General features: G+C 62.4%; 19 protein-coding genes and 1 riboswitch. Of the genes, 17 read left to right on the top strand and 2 right to left on the bottom strand.

Going from position 1 to position 24,747, the window contains the following annotated elements:
* Positions 1-89: 89 nt before the first annotated feature.
* A complete protein-coding gene (locus RCH06_RS06260; RefSeq protein WP_327080580.1) occupies positions 90-4,433 on the top strand; it encodes an Eco57I restriction-modification methylase domain-containing protein in 4,344 nt (1,447 codons plus the stop codon).
* Positions 4,430-5,611, top strand: a complete 1,182-nt coding sequence (locus RCH06_RS06255; protein WP_327080579.1) for a hypothetical protein — start codon at positions 4,430-4,432, stop codon at positions 5,609-5,611. Before RCH06_RS06260 ends, RCH06_RS06255 begins: the two co-directional genes overlap by 4 nt.
* Positions 5,612-6,017: 406 nt before the next feature.
* On the opposite strand, the gene mpl is transcribed toward RCH06_RS06255, so the two are convergent.
* Positions 6,018-7,526, bottom strand: coding sequence for a UDP-N-acetylmuramate:L-alanyl-gamma-D-glutamyl-meso-diaminopimelate ligase (mpl, locus tag RCH06_RS06250; protein WP_327080578.1), 1,509 nt, complete (start codon positions 7,524-7,526; stop codon positions 6,018-6,020).
* Between the two features lie 239 nt (positions 7,527-7,765).
* Here mpl and RCH06_RS06245 point away from each other — a divergent pair, with 239 nt between their 5' ends.
* From RCH06_RS06245 to metF, 11 genes are all read left to right on the top strand, one after another.
* Positions 7,766-8,359 (top strand): hypothetical protein, encoded by a 594-nt coding sequence (locus tag RCH06_RS06245; protein WP_442799612.1) that lies wholly within the window; start codon positions 7,766-7,768, stop codon positions 8,357-8,359.
* Positions 8,356-8,892 (top strand): TlpA disulfide reductase family protein, encoded by a 537-nt coding sequence (locus RCH06_RS06240; protein ID WP_327080576.1) that lies wholly within the window; start codon positions 8,356-8,358, stop codon positions 8,890-8,892. The genes RCH06_RS06245 and RCH06_RS06240 overlap by 4 nt, the downstream gene beginning before the upstream one ends.
* Positions 8,893-9,229: 337 nt before the next feature.
* Positions 9,230-9,691, top strand: coding sequence for an acetyl-CoA carboxylase biotin carboxyl carrier protein (gene accB, locus RCH06_RS06235; protein ID WP_327080575.1), 462 nt, complete (start codon positions 9,230-9,232; stop codon positions 9,689-9,691).
* 70 nt (positions 9,692-9,761) lie between these two features.
* Complete coding sequence (gene accC, locus RCH06_RS06230; RefSeq protein ID WP_327080574.1) at positions 9,762-11,111, top strand: acetyl-CoA carboxylase biotin carboxylase subunit; 1,350 nt, start codon at positions 9,762-9,764, stop codon at positions 11,109-11,111.
* 172 nt (positions 11,112-11,283) lie between these two features.
* Positions 11,284-12,174 carry a 50S ribosomal protein L11 methyltransferase gene (gene prmA, locus RCH06_RS06225; RefSeq protein WP_327080740.1) on the top strand — a complete coding sequence of 297 codons (891 nt, stop codon included), beginning with the start codon at positions 11,284-11,286 and terminating at the stop codon, positions 12,172-12,174.
* 66 nt (positions 12,175-12,240) lie between these two features.
* The gene (locus RCH06_RS06220) at positions 12,241-13,383 is read left to right on the top strand and encodes a zinc-ribbon and DUF3426 domain-containing protein (RefSeq protein WP_327080573.1); all 1,143 of its coding nucleotides are present in this window, start codon (positions 12,241-12,243) and stop codon (positions 13,381-13,383) included.
* Positions 13,384-13,400: 17 nt separating this feature from the next.
* Positions 13,401-14,303, top strand: a complete 903-nt coding sequence (locus RCH06_RS06215; RefSeq protein WP_327080572.1) for a carbohydrate kinase family protein — start codon at positions 13,401-13,403, stop codon at positions 14,301-14,303.
* Positions 14,304-14,547: 244 nt separating this feature from the next.
* Entirely contained in the window at positions 14,548-15,519 is a 972-nt protein-coding gene (locus RCH06_RS06210) for a Bug family tripartite tricarboxylate transporter substrate binding protein (RefSeq protein WP_327080571.1), read from the top strand.
* 181 nt (positions 15,520-15,700) lie between these two features.
* Positions 15,701-15,775, top strand: a riboswitch (S-adenosyl-L-homocysteine riboswitch).
* A 103-nt stretch (positions 15,776-15,878) separates the two neighbouring features.
* Positions 15,879-17,315 (top strand): adenosylhomocysteinase, encoded by a 1,437-nt coding sequence (gene ahcY / locus RCH06_RS06205; RefSeq protein WP_327080570.1) that lies wholly within the window; start codon positions 15,879-15,881, stop codon positions 17,313-17,315.
* A 217-nt stretch (positions 17,316-17,532) separates the two neighbouring features.
* Entirely contained in the window at positions 17,533-18,579 is a 1,047-nt protein-coding gene (locus RCH06_RS06200) for a TlyA family RNA methyltransferase (protein WP_327080569.1), read from the top strand.
* A gap of 9 nt (positions 18,580-18,588) precedes the next feature.
* Positions 18,589-19,419 (top strand): methylenetetrahydrofolate reductase [NAD(P)H], encoded by an 831-nt coding sequence (gene metF, locus RCH06_RS06195; RefSeq protein WP_327080568.1) that lies wholly within the window; start codon positions 18,589-18,591, stop codon positions 19,417-19,419.
* Here metF and RCH06_RS06190 read toward each other — a convergent pair.
* Positions 19,394-19,840, bottom strand: a complete 447-nt coding sequence (locus tag RCH06_RS06190; RefSeq protein WP_327080751.1) for a hypothetical protein — start codon at positions 19,838-19,840, stop codon at positions 19,394-19,396. The two genes, metF and RCH06_RS06190, sit on opposite strands and share 26 nt — an antisense overlap.
* A gap of 40 nt (positions 19,841-19,880) precedes the next feature.
* Between RCH06_RS06190 and RCH06_RS06185 the strand changes: the two genes are divergently transcribed.
* From RCH06_RS06185 to RCH06_RS06170, 4 genes are all read left to right on the top strand, one after another.
* On the top strand, positions 19,881-20,318 hold the full coding sequence (locus RCH06_RS06185) for a septal ring lytic transglycosylase RlpA family protein (protein ID WP_442799606.1): 438 nt from the start codon (positions 19,881-19,883) through the stop codon (positions 20,316-20,318).
* Positions 20,319-20,490: 172 nt separating this feature from the next.
* Positions 20,491-21,144, top strand: coding sequence for a GbsR/MarR family transcriptional regulator (locus RCH06_RS06180; RefSeq protein ID WP_327080567.1), 654 nt, complete (start codon positions 20,491-20,493; stop codon positions 21,142-21,144).
* Positions 21,145-21,243: 99 nt separating this feature from the next.
* The gene (gene cydD, locus RCH06_RS06175) at positions 21,244-22,974 is read left to right on the top strand and encodes a thiol reductant ABC exporter subunit CydD (protein WP_327080566.1); all 1,731 of its coding nucleotides are present in this window, start codon (positions 21,244-21,246) and stop codon (positions 22,972-22,974) included.
* The gene (locus RCH06_RS06170; protein ID WP_442799605.1) at positions 22,962-24,719 is read left to right on the top strand and encodes an amino acid ABC transporter ATP-binding/permease protein; all 1,758 of its coding nucleotides are present in this window, start codon (positions 22,962-22,964) and stop codon (positions 24,717-24,719) included. The genes cydD and RCH06_RS06170 overlap by 13 nt, the downstream gene beginning before the upstream one ends.
* Positions 24,720-24,747: the final 28 nt, after the last annotated feature.

The following is a 24,747-nucleotide window of genomic DNA, read 5'->3' as shown; positions in this document are numbered from 1 at the left end:
GCGGGTGAAAGCCCGCCCGGCATTTTCAAGCGGCCGCTCATTTTTTAAAATGGTGCGCACTTCACCGGCACAACCAGGCGCAACACACCATGCAAGGGCAACTTTTTACCCAGGATTTCCTGATCCGTGGCGTGCTGGACACGCCGGCGCATCAGGCGCTGACCGACAGCGCGCTGGCCGCGTTTGCCGACGCCCTGCAGCGCATTTTCAAAGGCCTCGACAGCGCCTCGACCCTCAATGAAGCGATGACCGAGCAAGTCGTCATCAATAAAGTGCTGGCCGAACTCGGCTGGGCCGATGATTTTTTGCCGCAGGTCAACGCCGACCCCAAGGGCCGCGAAGCCGTTCCCGACTGCCTGCTGTTTGCCTCGCCCGAGGCCAAAGCCGCCGCGCTGCTGGAGGCCAAAGACGACCGCCGCTACCGCCACGGCCTGGCGATTTTGGAGGCCAAGCGCTGGCTGCGTCCGCTCGACCGGGGCGACGGCCAGGACGCGTTTGACCCCGACGCGCCCTCGTCGCAAATGCTGCGCTACCTCAGCCGCGTCGATGTCGCCTCTGACCGCGCCATCAAATGGGGCGTGCTGACCAACGGCGCAGTCTGGCGCCTGTACTGGCAAGACGCACGTTCACGTTCTGAAGAGTTTTTTGAAATCGACCTGGCCGCCGCGCTCGGCGTCAAGGGCGTTCAGCACGACATCGACGACATCGCGCCCGCCCACGCGCTGCGCCTGTTTCACTTGTTTTTCAGCCGCAGCGCCTTTTTGCCGCAAAGCTGGGACGACACCGGCCGCACCTTGCATGCCTATGCGCTGAACGAGGCGCGGCTGTATGAAGAAAAAGTGTCGCAAGACCTGGGCGCGCGCGTGTTTGAAGAGATTTTTCCGCAGTTGGCCGATGCGCTGGCGCGTGGCGACTTGCATGCGCGCACGCACGAAGTCGGTTACGGCCAGTTCAAACGCCCGCAATTTACCCGCGACTACTTGGACGAAGTGCGCGAAGCCGCGCTGGTGCTGCTGTACCGCCTGCTGTTTTTGTTTTACGCCGAAGACCGCAACCTGCTGCCGGTGCGCGATGACCGCTATGCGCCTTACAGCGTGCGCCGCCTGCGCGAAGAGGTGCGCGACAAGGTGGAGGCGGCTGGAAAGTTCTCCAGCACCGTGGGCCGAATCTGGCTGCACCTGAAAGGCGCTTTCACCCTGATTGACAAGGGCGACGACGACATCGGCATGCCCGCCTACAACGGCGGCCTGTTCGACCGCGCCCGCGCCCCGTTGCTGGAGCGCACCAACGTACCTGACGCCATCATGGCCCCGATCATTGACGCGCTGTCACGCCGCACCGAAGAACTGCTGCACGGCTGGATCAACTATCGCGACCTGTCCGTCTCGCATTTGGGCGGCATTTACGAGCGGCTGCTCGAATACAGCCTGGTGCATGAAGTGCAGGCGGCTGACAGCTACAAGGACAAGCCCGAGATCAACCGCATCACTGCCCAGCCCGCCAGCTTTGCGCGCAAGGTGTCTGGCAGCTATTACACGCACGACGATCTGGTGCGGCTGGTGCTGCGCGAATCCGTCGGGCTGCTGGCCCGCGAAAGGCAGGCCACTTTTGAAGCCCACCTGAAAAAGAACAACAAAAAAACCTCGATTAATCCGGGCGACTGGGATGCGCTGGACGCCCTGGACCCGGCCAGCCAGATTCTGGAGCTGAAAATTTGCGATCCGGCGATGGGCAGCGGGCACTTCTTGGTGGCGCTGGTCGATGACCTGGCTGACCGCGTGCTTGAAGCCATCACCCTGGCGACGCATCAGGTCAACGCCCAGCCGTGGGCCGCGCATCTGGTGGAAGCCGGCCGCCCGTGGCAAAGCCCGGTGCTGCAGCGTGTGGCGCATATCCGCCGCAGCATCAAGACCACCGCCAAAGACCGGGGCTGGGTCGTCACCGACGCGCAGCTTGACGACCGGCACATCGTGCGCCGCATGATTTTGAAGAAAAGCATTTTTGGCGTTGATAAAAACCCGATGGCCGTGGAGCTGGCCAAAACCGCGTTGTGGCTGCACACCTTCACCGTCGGCGCGCCGCTGAGTTTTCTGGATCATCACCTGAAAATTGGCGACAGCCTGCACGGCGAGCGCCTGCCACAGGTGCAGGGCAACCTGCAAAACCTGGGCGCGCTGCTGCTGCAAAGCGAGTTTGACCGGCTGGCGCTGGCCGCGCGCAACATTGCGCAGGTCGCCGACCTGACCGATGTGGACATTGCCGAGGCGCAATTGTCCAGGCAACTCGCGCAAGAAGCGGCCGCGCAGGTCGCGCCAATTCATGCGGTGCTCGACTTCTGGCGCGCCATGCGCTGGATGGTGCCCGGCTGGCCGGTGAAAAAACTCAGCGAATTGCCGCGCCTCTTGAAGCTGCCCGCCGACCCGGCCACGCGCGACGCTGAAATCAAGGCCGGCAAGCACCCGGAATATGCCGCGCTGCTGCGCCTGTTTGACCCGAACCACAACCTCGTCACGGTGCTGGCCGCCGGACAGCTGGCCGGCGATGACGCCGCCAGCCGCGCCGCCAACGACCTGATGGCGCGCGCCCGCGCACTGGCCGCACGCGAAACCTTCTTTCACTGGTGGACCAGCTTTCCGACCGTGTTTGGCGTGGGTTCAAACAACGGCTTTGACGCCGTGATTGGCAACCCGCCGTGGGACAAAATTCGTTTTGAAGAAGTGCCGTGGTTTTCTGAGCGCATTGACGCTATTGCAAAAGCGCCCCGAGCCGCTGACCGTAAAAAGATGATCGCTGCGTTGCAAGGCGTCAAGATGGGCCAGACCGCTACCCATTCGCCGCCAGTGGTGGATTGGTGGGCGCAGTACGTGGACGCCACCGGGCACGCCGAAGCCAACGCCCGCGTGCTGAGTAACGGCAAGCAGGGCAGCGGCGACTACCCGCTGCTGGGCGGCGGCGATATCAACCTCTACAGCCTGTTTGTGGAAAGGGCGCAGGCGCTGGTCGCACCCGGCGGGTTGGTGGCGTTGGTCACGCCCAGCGGCATTGCGGCAGATAAGGGCGCAGCCGAATTTTTTCGCAGCATCAGCAGCACCGGGCGGCTGGGCGCGCTGTTTGACTTTGAAAACCGCAAGGTGTTTTTCCCGGACGTTCATGCCGGCTTCAAATTTTGTACGCTGGTGTTTGGCGGCCCGGCGCGTACGTTTGCGCAAACGCGCTGCGCCTTTTACCTGCACCAGCTCGACGAGCTGGACGACCCCGCGCGTTCGCTGCTGCTCACCGCAGAAGACTTTGTGCGCGTCAACCCCAACACGGGCGCAGCGCCGATTTTTCGCAGCCGCCGCGATGCTGACATTACGCTCGGGCTGTATGCCCGGCATCCGGTGATGGTGAAGCACGGAGAAGTTAGCGCTTCAACCGGCCCCCAGCCCGATGTGAAGGCGTGGCCAGTGAAGTGCATGGCCATGTTTCACATGACCAACGACTCCAGACTGTTTTTAAAGTCTGACGAGCTGAGAGCGCAGGGTTTCAAGCCCGTTGCGCTGAACCGCTTGCGCAATGCAGCGGGGCTGGAGGCGCTGCCGCTGTACGAAGGCAAGATGGTGCAGATGTACGACCACCGGGCGGCGGACGTGGTGGTGAATGCGGCCAATCTCAAGCGTGCGGCCCAGCCGGAAACCATCTCGCAAGTCGAAAAAGCCAGCCCCAAGCGTTACCCCGCGCCGCAATACTTTGTTCTCGCGAGTTCAATTCCTCGCGATATTGAGTTCAAGTGGGCGCTGTGCTTCAAGCAAGTGACTTCAACTACCAACGTTCGGTCAATGATTGCCGCCTTGGTTCCAGCATCTGGTGTGGGGCATTCCATGTCGGTGATCTTGCCGGAGCCTCGTGGCGCGCTGCCCACTGCTTCACTGCCGCTGCTTCTTGCAAACCTGAACACGTTTGCTCTGGATTATTTGGGGCGTCAGAAGTTGCAAGGTCAAAATTACAGCCTCTACATCCTCGAACAACTCCCCGTCATCGCCCCCGCCCGTTTCCAGGAACGCCTGCCCGCCGCTTTCGCCAAAGCCATGCGCGCCGCCAAGCTGATGAACGGCAGCCATCCGCATCCCACGGTGGCTGATTTTGTGATTCCGCAGGTGCTGGTGCTCAGCTACACGGCCCACGACATGGCGCCGTTTGCGCGCGACCTGGGCTATGTGGACGACGCGGGCGCGGTGTTGCCGCCTTTTGTCTGGGACGAGGAAGCGCGCCGCGCCCGGCTGGCCGCGCTTGATGCCGTGTTTTTCTACCTCTACGGCCTGAACGCCCAGGACGCCGCCTACATCCTGGGCACTTTCCCCATCGTGCGCGATCAGGACCAAAAAGCCTTTGGCCGTTACCGCACGCAGGACGATATTCTTGAACTTTTGCGTCTTCTGACGCCATCGCCATGACCGCGCCAAACCCCAAACCCAAAGCCAGGCCCAAGCCAAAAAATAAGCCCCTCAAGCCTGAATCCGAAGCGCCCGTGGCCGCTGGCGGCACCGGTTTACGCGTGGGCGGCGCTCAGGCGCAAACCCTTTCTGCCGCGCAAAAGCGCTTCAACAAGCTGCTGGACAGCATTGACACGTTCAAGGCGCAAATCGCCGAAGCCCAGAGGCTGGTGGACACCTACCGCGTGCTTTACAGCGACACGCTGACGCCGCTGCAAGCGCAAAACAGCGCCGCCATGCGCCGCATGGCGCTGCTGCTGGACGAGCGGCTGCAGCGCAAGGGCTTGAGCGCAGCGCAAAAAAAATCGCTGATCGAAATTTTGTGCGGACTGTGCGAGTTGCTGGCCGCCAGCGGCGACGAAGAAATGACCGCGCTGCACGACAAGCACAGCCCGCAAAGCCTGCGCGAGATCAAAGAAGCAGAATCCGCCCGCATCCGCAACATGATGAAAAACGCGCTGGGCGACCGGCTCGATGTTGATCTGGAGGACGAGTCGCTGGACCCGATGGCGCGGCTTGAAGCCTTGCTAAGTGCTGCCAAAGCGCAACAGGCAGACGAAGAAGAGCAGGCGCAGCGCCGCCACGCCGCCAAGGCGAGCAAAAAACCGCCGACTGCCGCCCAGCGCAAGACCGGGCAGCAGCAGGAAGACGCCAAACTCGTGTTGCGTCAGGTGTACCGCCAACTGGCCAGCGCGCTGCACCCCGACCGCGAGAAAGACCCGGCGGAGCACCAGCGCAAGACGGCCTTGATGAGCCAGGCCAACGCCGCTTACGCGCAGCAGGATTTGGTCACGCTGCTGCACATTCAGCAGCGCATCGAGCAACTGGAGCCGGGCGCGATCAGCGAAATGCCAGAAGCCCGAATCGCCGCCATGACGACCTTGCTCAAGCAGCAGGCCGCCGAGCTGGAGGACGAACTGTTTGGCCGCCAGGAGCAGCTTCGGCAAGCCTTCAATCTGAATTATTTTGAAAAACCCACCGACGCCAGCCTGCAGCGCAACCTGGCGCTGGAGGCTGAAGCGTTAGAAGAAACGCGGTTGCAGATGGAAGAAGACCTGCAGATGGTGCAAGACGACGCAGGCCTCAAGCGCTGGCTGAAATTTCAGAAGCAACTCGCGCGGCAGATGAGTTTTTATTGAGCGGAGGCGCGAAAAACTGTCGTATTGCCCTGTGAATAGGGCGGGTTTCGTGGCTTGGCGATGGTGGTTGATGAATCGCCGCGCTGCGCTTGCAATGACGATGCGCGAACCAGCGTGCTGATTTCTTTGATGGAAATAGAAGTGGCCGTGCGTTACGGTCCTATTTATGTAACTACTCAGCTCTCTATGCACCTCGTCATTCCCGCGAAGGCGGGAATCCAGGGGGTCTTCATCACACGTTTGTTGTGTCCGACTGGATTCCCGCCTTCGCGGGAATGACAGGAGCCGTGGATACCTGCGTAGTTACCTGTTTATTGAACAAACAGGCGGTTGCGCATGACTGGCGGGCGCTGGCAGCTATTATTTAAATAGCAAAAAGGCCAGCTGCTTCAGCAGATCAAGCCGCTCAGGCCTTCAGCGCCGCCAGCAATCTAGCGTGGATTCCGCCAAAACCGCCGTTGCTCATGCACAGCAAATGGTCGCCGGGCCGGGCGGCGGCTGTCACTTGCGCCAGCAATTGCTCGATGCTGTCTGCCACTTGCGCGCGTTCGCCCATGCTGGCCAGCGCGGCTCTGGCGTCCCAGTCGAGTCCGCCGGCGTGGCAAAACGCCAGGTCGGCGCGCTCCAGGCTCCACGGCAATTGCGCCGTCATGGCGCCGAGCTTCATGGTGTTGCTGCGCGGCTCGAATATCGCCAGGATGCGTTCGGCGGTTTTTCCGGCGCCATCGAGTTGCCGGCGCAGGCCATCGACGGTGGTGTGAATGGCCGTCGGGTGATGGGCAAAGTCGTCATACACCGTGATGTCGCACCCGTCGCGCTGCACCACACCGCGTACTTCCATGCGCCGCTTGACGTTCTGGAAACTGGCCAGCGCTTCAGCTGCCAACGCAGGCGACACGCCCACGTGCTCGGCGGCGGCAATGGCGGCCAGGGCGTTGAGCTGGTTGTGAACGCCGCTGATGTCCCACTGCACGCGGGCGACGGTTTCGCCGTTTTTGTGCACGGTGAAATCGCCGGGTTCGCCCTGCGCGCTGAAGCCGGCGTGCTGCACGCTGCCACCGAATGGCACCTGTTCGCTCCAGCAGCCTTGGGCCAGCACGCGCTGCAGGCTCTCCTCAGTGGCATTCACCACGACGCGGCCTTGCGACGGCACGGTGCGCACCAGGTGATGGAACTGCCGCTCGATAGCCGCCAGGTCGTCAAAAATATCGGCGTGGTCGAATTCGAGGTTGTTCAGCACCGCCGTGCGCGGGCGGTAGTGAACGAACTTGCTGCGCTTGTCGAAAAAAGCCGTGTCGTATTCATCGGCCTCGATCACAAAGGTGTTGCCCGTGCCCAGCCGCGCCGACACGCCAAAGTTCAGCGGCACGCCGCCGATCAAAAAGCCCGGTTGCAGGCCGGCGCATTCGAGAATCCAGGCCAGCATGGCGGTGGTGGTGGTTTTGCCGTGCGTGCCGGCGACGGCCAGCACATGGCGCGGGCCGGTGGCATGGTGCGTCGGGTGGTGCAGGACGTGGCCGGACAGCCATTGCGGCCCGCTGGTGTAGGGCTGGCCGCTGTTCAAAATGGCTTCCATCAACGGATATTTGGCCCCCACGCTGGCCACTTCGTGTGCTGCGCTGCCCCCCGAGGGGGCTAATTTCCCTTGGGGCGGCCCGGCGGGAAATTGTTTAGGGCTGCCGTCGGCCAGGCGCGCCCGCGACACCACATTGCCGATCACGAACACGTCGGGCGCCAGCGCCATCTGGTCGGCGCTGTAGCCTTCGATCAGCTCGATGCCCAGGCCGCGCAACTGGTCGCTCATCGGCGGGTAAACGCCGGTGTCGCAACCCGTCACCTTGTGCCCCGCCTCGCGTGCCAACGCGGCCAGGCCGCCCATGAAAGTCCCGCAGATTCCCAGAATATGTATGTGCATCGCCCGTATTCTAGGCAAGCCCGGCCTGGCGACCTTGTTTTTGAAGAAAAAATGCCTGTAGCGCAATAGGGGCGGGCGTAAGCAGCTATTTATTTAATAGTGATGGCCGACAGTTTGAACTTTCTCGGCAGCCGCAGGACTAATCTGGGCACAATGGCTTGATTCGCCTTTTGGCTGCCTTTCAACCCTTAACACTTCGCGTCTAGCGCCCGCGCCAGACGACCTTGCCATTGAACACCCTGAAATCCGAAATTGCCGCCACGGCGGCTGCGCTGGTGGTTGAAGAAGGGCTGGAATACGGCCCGGCCAAGCGCCGCGCGCTCAAGCAGCTCGCCTTGCCCGCCCGCACCGCCTTGCCTGACAACGACTTGATGGAGGACGCCGTGCGTGAGTACATCGCGCTGTTTTGCGCCGACACCCAGCCTGCCGAGCTGGCCGCGTTGCGGGCGCTGGCGCTGGTGTGGATGGAGCGCCTGGCCGTTTTTCGCCCGTATCTGGCCGGCGCTGTCTGGAACGGCACCGCCACCCGGCTGTCCGACATTTATATCCAGCTGTTTTGCGACGACCCGAAATCAGCAGAAATCGCCCTGATCGAGCACAACGTCGACTACGAGCCGCGCACCGTCACCGGCTTTACCGGCGCCAGCGTGGAGGCGCTCAGCCTGAGCAGTGTCTGCAAGGCGCTGAATGAAAATATCGGCGTGCATTTGATGGTCTATGACCATGACGACCTGCGCGGCGCGTTGCGGCCCGACGCCAAAGGCCGTACGCCGCGCGGCGACCTCGCTGCCGTGCAAAAATTGCTGTCCCCCCTTTTGGAGCTTGATCAGTGAATCGCAGAAACATGCTGTATGGCGGCGTCGCAGCCGCAGCTGCCGTGGCTGGCGCGGGCGCAGCCTGGTGGAAATTCCAGCCGCATGGAGACATAGCCTCCGCTGCTGCCGTCGATGCCGCCAAAGACTTCTGGGCCATGCGCTTTGACGGCCCGGATGGAAAAGACGTGGCCATGAGCAGCTTTCGCGGCAAGCTGCTGCTGGTCAATTTTTGGGCCACCTGGTGTCCGCCCTGCGTGGAAGAGCTTCCTTTGCTGGATTTTTTCTACCAGGAAAACAAGAGCAAGAATGTTCAGATCGTCGGTCTGGCCGTTGACCAGCCCAGCGCGGTGCGCACCTGGCTGGAAAAACGGCCCTTGAACTTTCCGGTCGGCATGGCCGGGCTGGGCGGCACCGAGTTGAGTAAATCCTTGGGCAATACCTCTGGCAGCCTGCCGTTCACGGTGGTTTTTGGCACGTCAGGCCAACTGCTGCATCGCAAAATTGGCAAGGTTTTACCCGAAGAACTGGTTCAGTGGACCCAACTTAGCTGAATTTGCTGCACTTCTACCTAATCACTGCTGCTGCATTTTCAGGCGTCACCGGCGGGTGCTTGAAGACGGTTCAGTGGCTCGCTGCGCCAGCACTTGCCGGGCTTGCCCGGTCTGGCTGCAGGGCTTTGCCAGCGACGCCTTAAGGTACACTTTGCCTTTTTCGGCTTCAGAAAAGCTTGTTTTGCGGTGTAATCATTGTCTGATAGATGCTGTAAGACGTAATAGCAGAAAGTAAGCCGAGAAAGAAGGAAGATCGGTAGCCGCACCATTTTCTGCTTTGATCAAACTGTGTGTTCAAAAATCGCACGCCAGCCTCCACCTTCGTTGGAAAGAATCTATGGATCTAAGAAAACTCAAAACCTTGATTGACCTCGTTTCGGAGTCGAATGTGTCGGAACTGGAAATTACCGAGGCTGAAGGCAAGGTTCGTATTGTCAAAAGCAGTAGCGCGCCCATGATGGTGATGCACCAGCCCGGCATGTCCATGATGCCCACCCCCAGCCCGTCGCCCGTGATGGCTACCCCGCCGCAGGCTGCCGCCGAAGCGCAGGCCGCAGAGCCTGCCGGCCATGCCGTCAAGTCGCCGATGGTCGGCACTTTTTATCGTTCGTCGAGCCCCGGCTCCAATCCGTTCGTCGAAATTGGCAGCGTGGTCAAGGAAGGCGACACCATCTGCATCATTGAGGCCATGAAAATCCTCAACGAGATCGAAGCCGACAAGTCGGGCACGGTCACCAGGATACTTTCCGAAAACGGCCAGGCCGTGGAATACGGTCAGCCTCTTTTTATCATCGAGTAAGCGGGCTTCGCCCCTATTTGCCAGACCGGCCCCAGCGCCCGCCCATCGGCCAGACGAGGTATCTTGACGCATGTTTAAAAAAATATTGATCGCCAATCGCGGAGAAATTGCTCTGCGCATCCAGCGCGCCTGCCGGGAACTCGGCGTCAAGGCCGTGATGGTCTATTCCGAAGCCGACCGCGAAGCCAAATACATCAAGATGGCGGATGAAGCAGTTTGCATCGGCCCGGCGCCCTCGGCCCTGAGCTACCTCAACATGCCGGCCATCATTTCAGCGGCGGAAGTCACCGACGCTGAAGCGATTCACCCCGGCTATGGTTTTTTGAGCGAGAACGCCGACTTTGCCGAACGTGTTGAAAAAAGCGGTTTCAAGTTCATCGGCCCTTCGCCCGAGTCCATCCGGCTGATGGGCGACAAGGTGTCGGCCAAGCAGACCATGCTGAAAGCCGGCGTGCCCTGCGTTCCCGGCTCTGAAGGCGCGTTGCCTGCCGATCCGGCCTACATCAAGCGCATTGCCAAGCAAATTGGCTACCCGGTCATCATCAAGGCCGCAGGCGGCGGCGGCGGACGCGGCATGCGCGTGGTGCATACCGAAGCGGCGCTGCTCAACGCTGTGCAAATGACCAAGGCCGAGGCCGGCGCGGCCTTTGGCAACCCGGAGGTCTACATGGAGAAATTCCTGCAGAACCCCCGGCATATCGAAATCCAGATTCTGGCCGACCAGTACAAAAACGCCGTCTGGCTGGGCGAGCGCGACTGCTCCATGCAGCGCCGCCACCAGAAGGTCATTGAGGAAGGCCCGGCGCCCGGCATTCCGCGCAAGCTGATCGAGCGCATCGGCGCGCGTTGCGTGACGGCGGTCAAGAAGTTTGGCTACCGGGGCGCAGGCACCTTCGAGTTTCTGTATGAAGACGGCGAGTTTTATTTCATCGAGATGAACACGCGGGTTCAGGTCGAGCATTCGGTCACCGAATGGATCACCGGCATCGACATCGTCAAGACGCAGATATTGGTGGCAGCCGGCGAACGCCTGCCCTTCGCCCAGCGCGACATCCAGATCCGGGGCCATTCCATCGAATGCCGCATCAACGCCGAAGACCCCTACAAGTTCACCCCTTCGCCGGGACGCATCACCAACTGGCACCCGCCGGGCGGCCCGGGCGTGCGTGTGGACTCGCACATTTATTCCAATTACTTTGTGCCGCCCAACTATGACTCGATGATCGGCAAGATCATTGTTCACGCCGACACGCGCGAGCAGGCGCTGGCGCGCATGAGCGCGGCCCTGGGCGAAACCGTGGTTGAAGGCATCAGCACCAACATTGCGCTGCACCGTGAACTCATGGTGGACGCCAAGTTCATGGACGGCGGCACCAACATCCACTACCTTGAAGAGTGGCTGTCGAAGCGTGAGAGATGAAGCCCCCACGGTCGCTCACTGCGTGTGCTCCCTGCACCCCGAGGGGGCGGCTGCGCCTGCGGCCTGGCAAAGCCAGTCCCGCGGCCCTGGCCTGGAGGGAATGTGCCACGCTCGCTCGCTGCGTTTGCTTTCTGCCCCAACCCTGGCTTGAACCGACTGCGATGGATCAATGATGTTTGAACTAATTTTGCTGGCGCCTGTGAATGAGGTGGAAACCCTCAGCGATGCGCTCGATGCGCTCGATGCGCTGAGTGTTTCGGTCGAAGATGCCGACGCCCACACACCGGCTGAGCAGGCGTTGTTTGGCGAACCCGGTATGCCGCCGCCCAAGGCCGGCTGGGAGCGTTCACGCATCGTGGCGTTGTTTGCCACCGAAGCACTGGCAAAAGATGCTGCTGCCGTGTTGGCGCTGCAGGATTTCTTTGCCGGTTGCCAGCTGGTCGCGGTTCAATCCGTGCCCGAGCAGGACTGGGTGCGGCTGACGCAGTCGCAGTTCACGCCGGTCGAGATCACGCCCGAATTCTGGATCGTGCCGACCTGGCACGAGCCGCCGACGCAGGCAATGCAGGTGATCCGGCTTGATCCGGGCCTGGCTTTTGGCACCGGCACGCACCCGACCACGCGCATGTGCTTGCGCTGGATTGCTGGCCAGGGCGCTGCCGGCAAATCGCTGGGCCGGGTGCTCGACTACGGCTGCGGCTCCGGTATTTTGGCGATTGGCGCGGCCAAGTTTGGCGCGGTTGCTATTGATGCGGTCGATATTGACGAAGCCGCCGTGGAATCAACCCGCGCCAATGCCGAAGCCAACCATGTGCAGCTGCAGACCGGCCTGCCCGACAAGGCCGTGGGCAGTTACCAGACCGTATTGGCCAACATTTTGGCCACGCCTTTGCGTGTGCTGGCGCCGCTGCTGTGCGCGCATGTTGAAAAAGGCGGCAACCTGGTGCTGGCGGGCATTCTGGACCGCCAGGCCGATGAGTTGAAAGCCGCTTACGCGCCTTATTGCCAGCTTCAGGTCCGCGACGCCCAAGAAGGCTGGATCCTGATGACGGCGCAATTTTGAGCGCACTTCTCTAACGTCTCTTCACGACCGGGTTTCCCGGCCATGAACCCTTACTCATTGCCCTCAATGAATCTGGTTACGCGCTGCCCCGCCTGTGAAACGATGTTCAAGGTCACTCCCGATCAGCTCAAGATCGCGGACGACTGGGTGCGCTGCGGGCGGTGCAGCGAAGTGTTCGAGGCGTCTCTGGTGCCAGCGCACGCTGCGCCCCCGGCGGCGCTGATTCCTGAAGCCGATACGCCGCCTGCGCTTGATCAGCCCGCCGCCATGCCAGCGCCGCAGCCGCCCGAAACGCCGTCTTTTTCAGCGTTCTCGCAGCATGGCTTGGCAGACAACGCGCTGGATTTTCCTGACAACGCGCCTTCGCTGAAGCCAGATTTCGCGCAATCGCTTCAGGAGGCACCGACGCCGCAGGATGAAGCCGCACCACAAGCGCCTGCACCCGCTGACGAAGCTGCGCCGCAGGCAGAGCCGCAAGAAGCGATGAAAATTCAGCCCGATGTGCTGCCCGCCAGTCTTGCGGCCTCGATGGCCGCACTGCAAGAGCCGGAACGCATCGAGCCCACATTCTTCGATGCTGATCTGGTTTTCAAGCCCGCCAGCCCGCCGCTGGTTGAACCCCTCGGCTTCAGTGCCAACGCGCCGCCGCTGGCGGCAGAACCGCCTGAGTCAGCCGAAGAGTTGTCATTTATGCGCGAAGCGCAGCACACGCCCTTCTGGACACCGGCCCGGCTGCGCACCGCACTGGTGCTGCTTTTCACGCTGCTGCTGCTGGCCTTGGCGCTGCAGTGGACAGTCCGGCAAAAAGATGTCCTGGCTGCGCAACAGTCCTGGCTCGCGCCTTGGCTGCAAGCGCTTTGCCGACCGCTGGGCTGTGAAGTGCGGCCGCTGCGGCGCATTGAGTCAGTGAAGGTTGAAAGCGCCAAATTCAGCAAGTCTGGCTCCCGTGCGTATCGGTTGACTTTCGTGTTGAAAAATACCGGTGCCGCTGCGGTTGAAATTCCGGCGCTGGAAGTGACGCTGACCGACAAACAGCACCAGGCGCTGGTGCGTCGGGTGCTGCTGCCGGCGCAGTTCGGCGTCACGGCCACCACGCTGCAAGCCCATTCGGAACTGGCGGGTTTGGTGGCCTTGACGCTCGCAACCGAGGGGGATCGGGCTGCCGCCTTGCCCGTGACCGGCTACCGTATTCTGGCTTTTTACCCTTGAATTGAATTGAGAACTGAATGTCTTCTGTAATTTGCGGCTCGCTGGCCTTTGACACCATCATGAATTTCGAGGGCCGCTTTTCCGAGCAAATCCTGCCGGACCAGTTGCACAACCTCAACGTGTCTTTTCTGGTGCCCGCCTTGCGCCGCGAATATGGCGGCTGCGCCGGCAACATTGCCTACAGCCTCAGGCAACTGGGCGGCACGCCCTTGCCGATGGCCACGGTGGGCAGCGACGGCACCGACTACCTGGCGCGCCTGAAAGCGCAGGGCATCAGCACCGAGTTCGTGCGCGCAGTCGATGAGCTTTACACCGCGCAGGCCATGATCATGACCGACCGCGACAACAACCAGATCACCGCCTTTCACCCCGGCGCGATGATGCAGGCGCATCTCAACCGCATCACCGCCCGCAGCGACATCAAGCTCGGCATGATCTCGCCCGATGGCCGCGACGCCATGCTGCAGCATGCCGAACAGTTCAAGGCCGCTGGGATTCCCTTTGTGTTTGATCCGGGCCAGGGCCTGCCAATGTTTGACGGCCCCGAGCTGGCGCATTTCGTCGAGCTGGCGTCGTGGGTGACAGTCAACGACTACGAAGGCCGGATGCTGTCCGACCGCACCGGCCTGTCGAGCGCCGAGCTGTCCTGCCGCGTGCAGGGCCTGATCGTGACGCTGGGCGCGCAAGGCTGCGAAGTCTGGGTCAACGGCGATAAAACCGTGGTGCCGCCGGTGCAAGCCGATGAGGTGGTAGACCCAACCGGCTGCGGCGATGCGTTTCGCGGCGCGCTGCTGTTCGGGCTGGAGCAGGGCTGGCCGCTGGCGAAATGCGCGGCGCTTGGCAACCGCGTGGGCGCGCGCAAGATTGCCAGCCGTGGCGGCCAGAATTACACGCTGGATTCGGCGCTAATCGCTGTCTAGTGCAAGCAGGGCGGGCGCTGACAGCTATCTGGTTGATAGCAAGTTTCATCGCTCGCCGGGTCTTTTTCAGGGTTGTTTCCCCGTCGCTTACGTCTGTGCTGGCAGCAGGCAAACGCTGAACAGTTTGAAAAACCAGCCTGACGCCCATGCGACAGCAATTCAGGTGTTGCCCTGATGCGCGTGCCGCCCGCGTCACGCATGATGACGTCTCGCAAGCTGCGAGACCATTTCAGGAGACTCATTTATGCAACGCCGTCAATTACTGCAATCTGCCGCCGCACTGGCGCTGCCCGCCCTGTCTGCCATGGGGTTGGCGCAAGCCCAAAGCTTTCCGGTTCGCCCCATCAAGCTCATCGTCGCTTTTCCCGCTGGCGGGCCGACTGACATCACCATGCGGTCGCTGGCCGACAACGCCTCGAAGATTCTCGGCCAGCCGGTCATCGTTGAAAACAAGCCGGGCGCTGGCGGTTCCTTGCCCGCGCAGCAATTGCAGGGTGCGGCATCCGACGGCTATACCCTGGCGCAAATCCCGCTGGGCGTTTTCCGTCTGGGCTACACCACCAAAATCAACTGGGATCCGATCAAGGACATCACCTATATCCTGAACGTTACCGGCTACGCCTTTGGCATCGTGGTGCCGGCCAATAGTCCGTTCAAGACCTGGGCAGACTTTGTCGCCTATGCCAAGGCCAATCCCGGCAAGCTCACCTATGGCTCGACCGGCACGCTGACCAGCCCGCACCTGACGACCGAGCTGATCGCACAAAAAGCCGGCATTGAGTTGCAGCATGTGCCCTACAAAGGCAGTGCCGACCTGATGCTGGCGGTGCTCAGCGGGCAGCTGATGGCCGCCGCTGACAGCACCGGTTTTGCGCCGCAGGTAGAAGCCGGCAAGCTGCGGGTGCTGAACACCTGGGGCGAAAAACGCCTGGACAAGTTCCCCGATGCGCCCACGCTCAAAGAGCTGGGCTACGACATCGTGCAAAACTCGCCCTTCGGCATTGGCGCGCCCAAAGGCACGCCACCGGACGTCGTCAAACGGCTGCAGGATGCGTTCAAAAAAGCCATGGAAGAGCCGAGCTACGTCGCTGCGCTGGGCCGCTACGACATGCAGCCGAACTACATGAGTTCGGTTGATTACACGCGGTTTGCAAAAGAAACCTTTGGGCGCGAGAAGGCCTTGATTGAAAAACTGGGGCTGGCAAAAGGCCAGTAAGGCTCAGTTTGGGGTGCTGGCCGGGCCTGCCGGGCGGTCTGCCCGACAGACCAGGCGCGCGCCGCCCCAATCGCTATGGGCATTTCGGCAAAACCCGCGCCGCGCTTGTCCGTCTGGCCACGCCCACGCTGTGGGCAAAAGCTTCAAATATCAATTCGGACGTGTTCTGTACAATGGCGGCTCTCCTGAGGAGCGTTGCAACCCACGGCATGTGGTCTAGGCTCAGGACTCTCATTTGCAACCACGCTCACCCGCATGTGCTTTGATGCCGGGTGAGTGAATTTCACACTCCCCCTTGATCAAGATGTGCGGCCGAGGCTATTTTGCCCAGCTTGACCCTTGATTTTGGAGCTATTTCCATGAACGCCATCCTGAAACCTGTCCAGACCCCTGACCACGTGATTGCCGACTTGTCGCTGGCCGGCTGGGGCCGCAAGGAACTGACCATCGCCGAAACCGAAATGCCCGGCCTGATGTCGATCCGCGAAGAATTTGCCAGCGCCCAGCCGCTCAAGGGCGCGCGCATCACCGGCTCGCTGCACATGACGATCCAGACCGGCGTGCTGATCGAAACCCTGCAGGCGCTCGGCGCTGACGTGCGCTGGGCATCGTGCAACATCTTCTCGACGCAAGACCACGCCGCCGCCGCGATTGCCGCCACCGGCACGCCGGTGTTCGCCATCAAAGGCGAAACCCTGGCCGACTACTGGGACTACACCCACCGCATTTTCGAGTTCGCCGGCGCGAAGGGAACGCCGGAAGAAGGCCCGAACATGATCCTGGACGACGGCGGCGACGCGACGCTGCTGATGCACCTGGGCGCACAGGCCGAAACCGACGCCAGCCTGCTGGCCAAGCCCGGCAGCGAAGAAGAAATCTGCCTGTTCAACAGCATCAAGGCCAAGCTGGCGCAAGACCCGACCTGGTACAGCCGCCGCCTGAAAAACATCATCGGCGTGACCGAAGAAACCACCACTGGCGTGTTGCGCCTGAACGAAATGTCGGCCAACGGCACGCTGGCGTTTCGCGCCATCAACGTCAACGACTCGGTCACCAAGTCCAAGTTCGACAACCTGTACGGCTGCCGCGAGTCGCTGGTCGATGGCATCAAGCGCGCTACCGACGTGATGATTGCCGGCAAGGTCGCCGTCGTGGCCGGTTACGGCGACGTGGGCAAGGGTTGCGCGCAGGCGCTGCTGGCTTTGCGCGCGCAGGTCTGGGTCACTGAAATTGACCCGATCAACGCCCTGCAAGCAGCGATGGAAGGCTTCAAGGTCGTGACGATGGAATACGCCGCCGACAAGTGCGACATCTTCGTTTCCGCCACCGGCAACAAAAACGTCATCACCTATGACCACATGGCAGCGATGAAAGACCAGGCCATCGTCTGCAACATCGGCCACTTTGACAACGAAATCGATGTGGCGTCGCTGGAAAGCTGCACTTGGGAAGAAATCAAGCCGCAGGTTGACCACGTCATTTTCCCGGACGGCAAGCGCATTATTTTGCTGGCCAAGGGCCGTTTGGTGAACCTGGGTTGCGGCACCGGCCACCCGAGCTTTGTGATGTCGTCGAGCTTTGCGAACCAGACGATTGCGCAAATCGAGCTGTTCACCAAACAAGCCCAATACCAGGCCGGCAAGGTCTATGTGCTGCCCAAGCACCTCGATGAAAAGGTCGCCCGTTTGCACCTGAAAAAGGTCGGCGCGATGCTGTCCGAACTGAGCGACGAGCAGGCGGCGTATATTGGCGTGTCCAAAGCCGGCCCTTACAAGGCCAACAGCTACCGTTATTGAGGCGTTGGCGGCTTCTTTTCTGGGCCGGAGCCTGCGCTTTTTGGGTATGCAGGGTTCACCAAGGAAAAAATTCGCTGTTTTTAAGCCAAATCAGGCGCTTGCGCATGCTGCATATGCGCAAGCAGCTATCAAAATATGAGTGTTTTCCGGAGCGGCGCTGGCTTGACGCCCGACCGCTTTCCTTTATGTATTGCAACCCTGACGTTGCCGGAGTTTTATGCGCGCTGATCTATTTCTAGTTGAACACGGCCATGCCACCACCCGTTCCCAGGCCCAGCGCCTGATCGCTGCAGGCGTGCAGTGGCGCGTAGATGAGGCCGTGGCCTGGAAAAAAATTGCCAAGAACGGCGACGAAATTCCGGGCAATGCCGAGCTGCAACTGCTCGACACCACCGAAGCGAAATACATTTCGCGCGGCGGCCTCAAGCTCGAAGGCGCGCTCAAAAGCGTGGGTCTGGACGTGACCGGGATGCGTTGCCTGGACATCGGCCAGTCTACCGGCGGCTTTACCGACTGCCTGCTGCAGCACGGCGCGGCGCAGGTCGTGGGCGTGGATGTCGGCCACGGTCAGTTGCACGACAGCCTGCGCGCTGACGGCCGCGTGGTGTGCATTGAAGGCGTGAATGCGCGTTCCCTCACGGCAGATGACCTGGTGTCGCATTACCGCCGCGCCCTGCATATCAGCAGCGGTAGTGAAGACGATTTTGACGAAGATTTCGACGATGAAGAATCGGGCGACGATGAGGAAGAAGGCGACGGCTTTGATCCGGTCTTTGATTTCCTGACCGGCGATTTGTCCTTTATCTCGCTGACGCTGGTGCTGCCAGCCGTGGTGCGTTTGCTCAAAGCCGGCGGCGACCTGCTGATGCTCGTCAAGCCGCAGTTTGAACTGCAGCCCGGCCAGATCGGCAAGGGCGGCATCGTGCGCGACCCGGCGCATTTTGAATTTGTTGAAAAGCGCCTGCGCGACACCTGTGCCAGTTTGGGGCTGGACGTGCTGGCCTGGCGCGAGTCGCCGATTGCCGGCGGCGACGGCAACCGCGAGTTTTTCATCCAGGCTCGAAAAAGCCATGACGCCGTGGGCGAAGACCAGCCGCTGACCGCCGCGCCCCAGCGCAAAGCGGCCAAACGCATTCCGCGCAGCGAACTGCGTGCCTCCCGCGAGCCCCACGAAGACTCGGAGGCCGCCCATGCCGGTCAGCATGGCCCGGCGCGGCGCAAGCAACACGAGAAAAAGCATGACGACAACCCAACAGATGATTGAAGCATGGCGATGAATATTCCGATCAGTTTTGAATTCTTTCCGCCCAAAACCCCTGAAGGTACCGACAAACTGCGGCTGACCCGTCAGGCTTTGTATGCGCACCAGCCCGAGTTCTGCTCGGTCACGTTTGGCGCTGGCGGCTCGACCCAAGAGGGCACTTTCAGCACCGTCAAGGCGATCCAGGAAGAAGGCGTGGCCGCCGCCTGCCATTTCTCCTGTGTCGGCGCGACCCGTGCCACGGTGCGTGAGCAACTGGCCGCCTTGCAGGCCATGGGCATCCAGCGCCTGGTGGCGCTGCGCGGCGATTTGCCCAGCGGCTACGGCATGGGCGGCGAATTTGTGTATGCCAGCGACCTGGTGGCGTTTATTCGCCAGGAAACCGGCGATGCTTTTCACATTGAAGTGGCGGCTTACCCCGAAATTCATCCGCAGGCCAAATCGGCCGAAGCTGACTTGCAGGCGTTTGCCGCCAAGGTCAAGGCCGGTGCCAATTCGGCCATCACCCAGTATTTTTTCAATGCCGACGCTTACTTCCGTTTTGTCGATGACGTGCAGCGCCTCGGCGTCGATGTGCCGGTGGTGCCCGGCATCATGCCGATCACCAATTCAACGCAACTGATGCGCTTCAGCGATGCCTGCGGCACAGAGATTCCGCGCTGGATACGCTTGCGGCTGCAGGGTTTTGGCGACGACACCGCATCGATCAAACGTTTTGGCCTGGACGTGATGACTGATTTGTGCGAGCAGCTGTGTGCAGCCGGTGTGCCGGGCATCCATTTCTACACCATGAACCAGGCAGCCGCGACGACCGAGATCATTCGTCGCCTGAAGCGCGTTTGATGACGGCGCAGTTTTTCTGGCGCTCGTGTAAAGCCGGGGTTGCCGCCAGCCTGCTGGCGTTGCTGACGGCTTGCACCACATTGCCCGCGCCGGATGCGTCGAACGTGACGAATAAGACGCCTACTGCGCCGGTCGCACCTCTGGCGTCAGCCGCGTCTGTTGTTGCGCCACCTGCGTCAGTGGCGCCTTTGGCCTTAGCCGGGTTGCTGAAAGTCGAGCCCGTCTTTTCTGCACCTGCGCTGGCTGCGCCTTTAGCCTCAGCGGAGCTGCCGACAGCGCCCCCTGTCGTTCCATTGACTGCACCGGCTTCGCCTCTCGCCTCAGCGCAGCTGCCGACAGCCGAGCATGCTGTTGCGCTCCCTGTGCCGGCTTCGCCGCTTGCGTCAACTGCGTCTCGCGCATCACGTTTTTCCGAATTCATCTCCCGCCATTTGCTCAGGCGGGCTGAAAACCCGGCACCCGTGCCAGTCGCCGAAGCAGTCCCGGTGCCAGAAACGCCTGTCGATGAAAAATACCGGTTGACCGGTGAGGACGCGCTGGAAGTGGAGCGGGGCAAGGCGTCGTGGTACGGCGGGCAATTTCACGGCCGCCGTACTGCCAGCGGCGAAAATTACGACAAATATGCGCTTACCGCCGCCCACAAAACGCTGCCTTTCGGCACCATCGTCCGGGTGCGCAGCCTGAAGCTGGGCCGCGAAGTCGATGTCCGGATCAACGACCGGGGGCCGTTCGCGCCTGGCCGCGTGATTGACGTCAGCCAGGCTGCCGCCGAGGCGCTGGGGTTGGTGGGCGCTGGCGTGGCTGAGGTATCGCTGAACATGGCGGGCCCCCAGGGTTTGAAAATGCGCAAGGCGCTGCGCAAACCCCACAAAGCGCCATCCGCCCGCCGCCGGCGCTGATTTCTTTGGCCAGTCCCGCCTTCTGGCTGGCAAGCCATGCACGAATTTATTCCTTGTAGCGTGAGAGCCGACGCTCACCCTGAAGAGTCAAAGGTTAAGTAAAACCGGCGACGCCGGCGGCTCTGTAGTTACTAGAATTTCAGTAATTCCTGAAACTTCAGTATATACAGCCATGAATCTTGCCCCTCTTTCCCAGCGTTTTGTTCTCCATTTTGGCGAAATGGGCAGCCGCTGGGGCATCAACCGCACGGTCGGGCAGATTTATGCCTTGCTGTATGTCTCGCCCCGCGCCCTCAATGCCGACGATATTGGCGACGCGCTGGGTTTTTCGCGCTCCAACGTCAGCATGGGCCTGAAGGAACTCCAGTCGTGGAACCTGGTGCGCCTGCAGCACCTGCCCAATGACCGGCGTGAGTATTTTCAGGCACCTGAAGACGTGTGGGCCATCTTTCGTACGCTGGCCGAAGAGCGGCGCAAGCGCGAGATCGACCCGACGCTGTCGATGCTGCGCGACGCGCTGATGGAGCAGGCCGTCGGGCAGGATGACGTCCATGCCCAGGAGCGCATGCGGCAGATGCACGACCTGATCGAGTTGATGACGGGCTGGCTGGCTGACGTGCAGAAGATGGATTCCGCCACGCTGGTGAGCCTCATGAAAATGGGCGCAAAAGTACAAAAGCTGCTGGAAGTCAAAGACAAAGTGGCGCAAACCATGCGGACCAGTCTGGGTGGACGCGCCGCCAACAAGCCGCCAGAAGTCGCCTTGATGCCGATTGACAACGCGCTGACCGTGCTTGGCGACAGCCAGGGCGCGAGCCGTTCATAACGTTAACCAGGAGCGGTTGAGGCCTATTTGCCATGCTGATTCACCTTGATCCGCTGACGACTGCTTTACCGGCCATCTGGTCGCGCTGAGGCGCTCTGTATGCAGCTTTCCTCTTCATCCACCCTGCGCAACACGGCTGTATCGCCCGTTGCTGGCGCGCCTGCGTTTGCATCCGCCAAAGGCATTGATGCCGGCATTTTTTTGCAAGTGCTGGGCGCGTGGCTCTGGTTGCCGCAAGCCGCGCTTTTGGCTTGGGCCGTGCAGCAGCTGGCGCAGGGCGCGGGCGCTGCGGTCATGCTGCGCTCGGCTGCTGGCTTGCTGCTGCTGGGCCTGCTGCGCAGCGGCTGTGAAGCCTGGGGTTTGCGGCGTGTATTTTTGACGGCGCGCGCGCAGCTGACGGCGCTGCGTGCCGAAGTCGCCGTGGCGTTGGCGCAGCGCTCGCCGCTGGACAGCGCACGGCCTGCTTCAGGGTTGGCCGCCAGTGTTATGGCCGAACAGGCCGAGGCCGTGGTGCCGTGGCTGGTGCGCTACCAGCCAGCGCGCTGGCGCGTGATGCTGGTTTTGCCGGTCATTGCCATCACCGTGACTACGCTTTCCTGGGTGGCGGCGCTGGTGCTGGTGCTGGCTGCGCCTTTGATTCCTTTGTTCATGGCGCTGGTTGGCTGGCGCGCCAAGGCGGCCAGCGAGGCGCACATGCTGGAGCTGGGCGGATTGAATGCGTTTTTGCTCGACCGCCTACGTGGCCTGAGCACTCTACGCGCGCTGGGAGCCGTGGACGCGACCGCCTTGCGCCTTCGGGATGCAGCGCAGGCGCTGCGCCAGCGCACGATGGCCGTGCTGCGCATTGCATTTTTGTCGTCTGCCGTGCTGGAGCTGTTTGCCGCGCTGGGCGTGGCGATGGTGGCGGTCTATATTGGTTTTCACTTGTTGGGTACGCTGGAGTTTGGTGCCTGGGGCCGGCGGCTGAGTCTGGGCGAAGGTTTGTTTGTACTGCTGTTGGCACCGGCTTTTTTCGAGCCGCTGCGCGACTTGTCGGCCGCCTGGCACGACCGCGCCGCAGGGAAAGCCGCACTGGAGGCATTGGTGCAATTGGGCCGTGTGGGCCAAGCGCTGCCTGGCGCATTGGGGGCCACGCTGGCAGAGGATTCTGTGCCCTCAGGCGCACTGTCGGTGGCACTGCATGGCGTGCATTTTGCCCATGCCGGTGGTGGCACAGCGGTGGTGCAGGACTACAACTTGCACGTTGCTGCGGGTATGCATGTGGCGCTGGTGGGCCCGAGCGGCAGCGGCAAAACCACGCTGCTGAGCCTGATTGCCGGGCTGGTGGCCCCTGACCAAGGCACAGTGGCTATTGGCGGCGTGCCCTTGACGGCTGCCACGGCCAGCACGCTGCGCCAGCGCATGGCGTGGATGGGGCAGCGCCCGCACGTGTTTGCCGGCACGGTGCAGAGCAACGTGTCGTTGGGCCGCGCCGGTGTGGCGCGCCCGCAGGTCGAAGCCGCCATGCAATGGGCTGCGCTGGGCGATGTGGCGCAAGCGCATCCCGGCAGCACGCTGGGCGAGGGCGGCAGTGGCCTGTCGGGCGGCGAAGCAGTCCGCCTGGCGCTGGCGCGCGTGGCGGCGCATACGCAGGCGGGCCTGCTGCTGGTGGACGAACCCACGGCGCACCTGGACAGCCAAACCGCGCAGCGCGTGACCGATGCGCTGCTGCAGTTGGCGGTAGGCAAGACCCTGATCGTCGCCACGCACGACCCGGTTTTGGCGGCGCGGCTGGGGCACGTGGTGCAGGTCGGCGAGCCGGTGGCTGAGGAGTTGGCATGCGCCCGGTAAACGCTCTCAACAGACGTGCAGCATGGCGCGATATGCAGCCCGTGCTGCAACTGTTTTTAACCTCCAGGCCGCGCTTGCTGCTGCTGGGTGCCGCGCTGGCGGTGCTGACGGTGCTGTTGGGGATGGGGTTGCTTGGCCTCTCGGGCTGGTTCATCACGTCCACGGCGCTGGCGGGTTTGCACGTGGCGACAGCCATCGTGTTCGATGTGTTCATGCCCTCGGCGGGCATTCGTCTGCTGGCGATGGGGCGCACCTTGTCGCGCTACGGCGAACGGCTGGTGACCCACGACGCTACGCTGGCCGTGTTGGCTGATCTGCGCGAGCAATTGTTTCGCGGCTGGGCGCGTCCTGAAGCGGCGCGCCAGTTGCTGTTGCGCCCGGCGCGTCTGCTGTTTCGGCTGACTGCTGATATTGACGCACTGGAATCCATGTATTTGCGCCTGTTGGTGCCGCTGGCTGCGGCGTTGGGGGCCGCCTTGCTGGCGGGCGTGGTGCTGGGTGCGTTGCATGGGGCGTTGGGCTTGGCACTGGTGCTGTGGCTGGTGTTGGCGGGTGGCGCGATTGCGGTGTGGCTGGCGCGGCGCGCGCGTCCGGCAGCAGTGCGGCGTGCGCTGGCGACCGAGCTGCTGCGTGCGCGCGCTGTGGATTTGGTGGCTGGCCAGACCGAACTGGCGATGGCCGCACGCTTGATGGCCCAGTGCGACGCCCTGGCGCTGGCCGACCAGCGTCTGGCCCGTGCTGACGATGCGCTGAACCGGCTGGAAGTGCGTGCCGGGCTGGCCTACGGATTGACCAGCACTTTGACACTGGTCGCCGTGCTGCTGGCCGTGGGGGCGCTGGTGGGGCAGGGGGCGATAGGCGCGCCAGCGGCTGCGCTGGCTTTGCTGGTGGTGCTGACCGCCACTGAGCCGTGGGCCGCCCTGCGCCGGGGCGCACTGGAAGCCGGGCGCACGTGGCTGGCGGCGCGGCGCCTGGGCCCGCATATGACGCCAGAAGTCTTGGGGAAAGAACAAGAAGCGGATCAAGTCGCCGCATGCCACTTGCCGTTGACAGGTGCTGCGCAGGATTCTGACGATGCGGTGGCGCTGCACGATGTCACGCTGGCCCATCCGGGCAGCCCGGTGCCGGTGGCCAAAGGGCTGTCGCTGCACATTGCAGCGGGTGAGCGCGTGGCCCTGATTGGTGCCAGCGGCGCGGGCAAATCGACATTGCTGGCCGCAGTGGCGGGCGAATTGTCACCCCGCTGCGGCACGCTGCAAGCGCAGCCGTGTTCCTGGCTGACGCAGCGCACCGAATTGTTTCAAGACAGCCTGCGCGACAACCTGCGCCTCGCCGATCCGGCGGCCAGCGATGCGCGCCTGATAGCGGCGCTGCAGTCGGCCGGTCTGGCGGGCGATGTGCAAGCGTTGACGGCGGGGCTGGATACGCGGCTGGGCGAGGGCGGGCTGGGCCTTTCGGGCGGGCAGTCACGCCGCCTGGCCTTGGCGCGCCTGTTGCTGCGCGATGTGCCGCTGTGGTTGCTGGACGAGCCCACGGAGGCGCTCGACGCCGCCACGGCGCAAGCGGTGCTGGGCTGTGTGGCCGCGCTGGCGCAGGGGCGCACGCTGCTGATTGCCACCCACTTGCGCCGCGAGGCCGAGCTGGCCGACCGGGTGTTGTGCCTGCAGGCGGGCGTCATTGTGGCGGACTGGCGGCGCGGCAGTTTTGAATTTGATGCGGCGCTGCAGGCGCTGCGGGCCGACTGAACGCGGTACTGACAGAAAAACGGAAATC

Source organism: Polaromonas sp. CG_9.5 (assembly GCF_035984465.1).
GTDB lineage: Bacteria > Pseudomonadota > Gammaproteobacteria > Burkholderiales > Burkholderiaceae_C > Polaromonas.
This window is presented reverse-complemented; position numbering and strand designations above follow the sequence as displayed.

Bases quoted from the DNA above. Each gene is read 5' to 3' on its own strand.
- RCH06_RS06260 (WP_327080580.1), top strand. From the start codon at position 90: ATGCAAGGGCAACTTTTTACCCAGGATTTCCTGATCCGTGGCGTGCTG.
- RCH06_RS06255 (WP_327080579.1), top strand. From the start codon at position 4,430: ATGACCGCGCCAAACCCCAAACCCAAAGCCAGGCCCAAGCCAAAAAAT.
- mpl (WP_327080578.1), bottom strand. From the start codon at position 7,526: ATGCACATACATATTCTGGGAATCTGCGGGACTTTCATGGGCGGCCTG.
- accB (WP_327080575.1), top strand. From the start codon at position 9,230: ATGGATCTAAGAAAACTCAAAACCTTGATTGACCTCGTTTCGGAGTCG.
- accC (WP_327080574.1), top strand. From the start codon at position 9,762: ATGTTTAAAAAAATATTGATCGCCAATCGCGGAGAAATTGCTCTGCGC.
- prmA (WP_327080740.1), top strand. From the start codon at position 11,284: ATGTTTGAACTAATTTTGCTGGCGCCTGTGAATGAGGTGGAAACCCTC.
- RCH06_RS06220 (WP_327080573.1), top strand. From the start codon at position 12,241: ATGAATCTGGTTACGCGCTGCCCCGCCTGTGAAACGATGTTCAAGGTC.
- RCH06_RS06215 (WP_327080572.1), top strand. From the start codon at position 13,401: ATGTCTTCTGTAATTTGCGGCTCGCTGGCCTTTGACACCATCATGAAT.
- RCH06_RS06210 (WP_327080571.1), top strand. From the start codon at position 14,548: ATGCAACGCCGTCAATTACTGCAATCTGCCGCCGCACTGGCGCTGCCC.
- ahcY (WP_327080570.1), top strand. From the start codon at position 15,879: ATGAACGCCATCCTGAAACCTGTCCAGACCCCTGACCACGTGATTGCC.
- RCH06_RS06200 (WP_327080569.1), top strand. From the start codon at position 17,533: ATGCGCGCTGATCTATTTCTAGTTGAACACGGCCATGCCACCACCCGT.
- metF (WP_327080568.1), top strand. From the start codon at position 18,589: ATGAATATTCCGATCAGTTTTGAATTCTTTCCGCCCAAAACCCCTGAA.
- RCH06_RS06190 (WP_327080751.1), bottom strand. From the start codon at position 19,840: ATGAATTCGGAAAAACGTGATGCGCGAGACGCAGTTGACGCAAGCGGC.
- RCH06_RS06180 (WP_327080567.1), top strand. From the start codon at position 20,491: ATGAATCTTGCCCCTCTTTCCCAGCGTTTTGTTCTCCATTTTGGCGAA.
- cydD (WP_327080566.1), top strand. From the start codon at position 21,244: ATGCAGCTTTCCTCTTCATCCACCCTGCGCAACACGGCTGTATCGCCC.
- RCH06_RS06170 (WP_442799605.1), top strand. From the start codon at position 22,962: ATGCGCCCGGTAAACGCTCTCAACAGACGTGCAGCATGGCGCGATATG.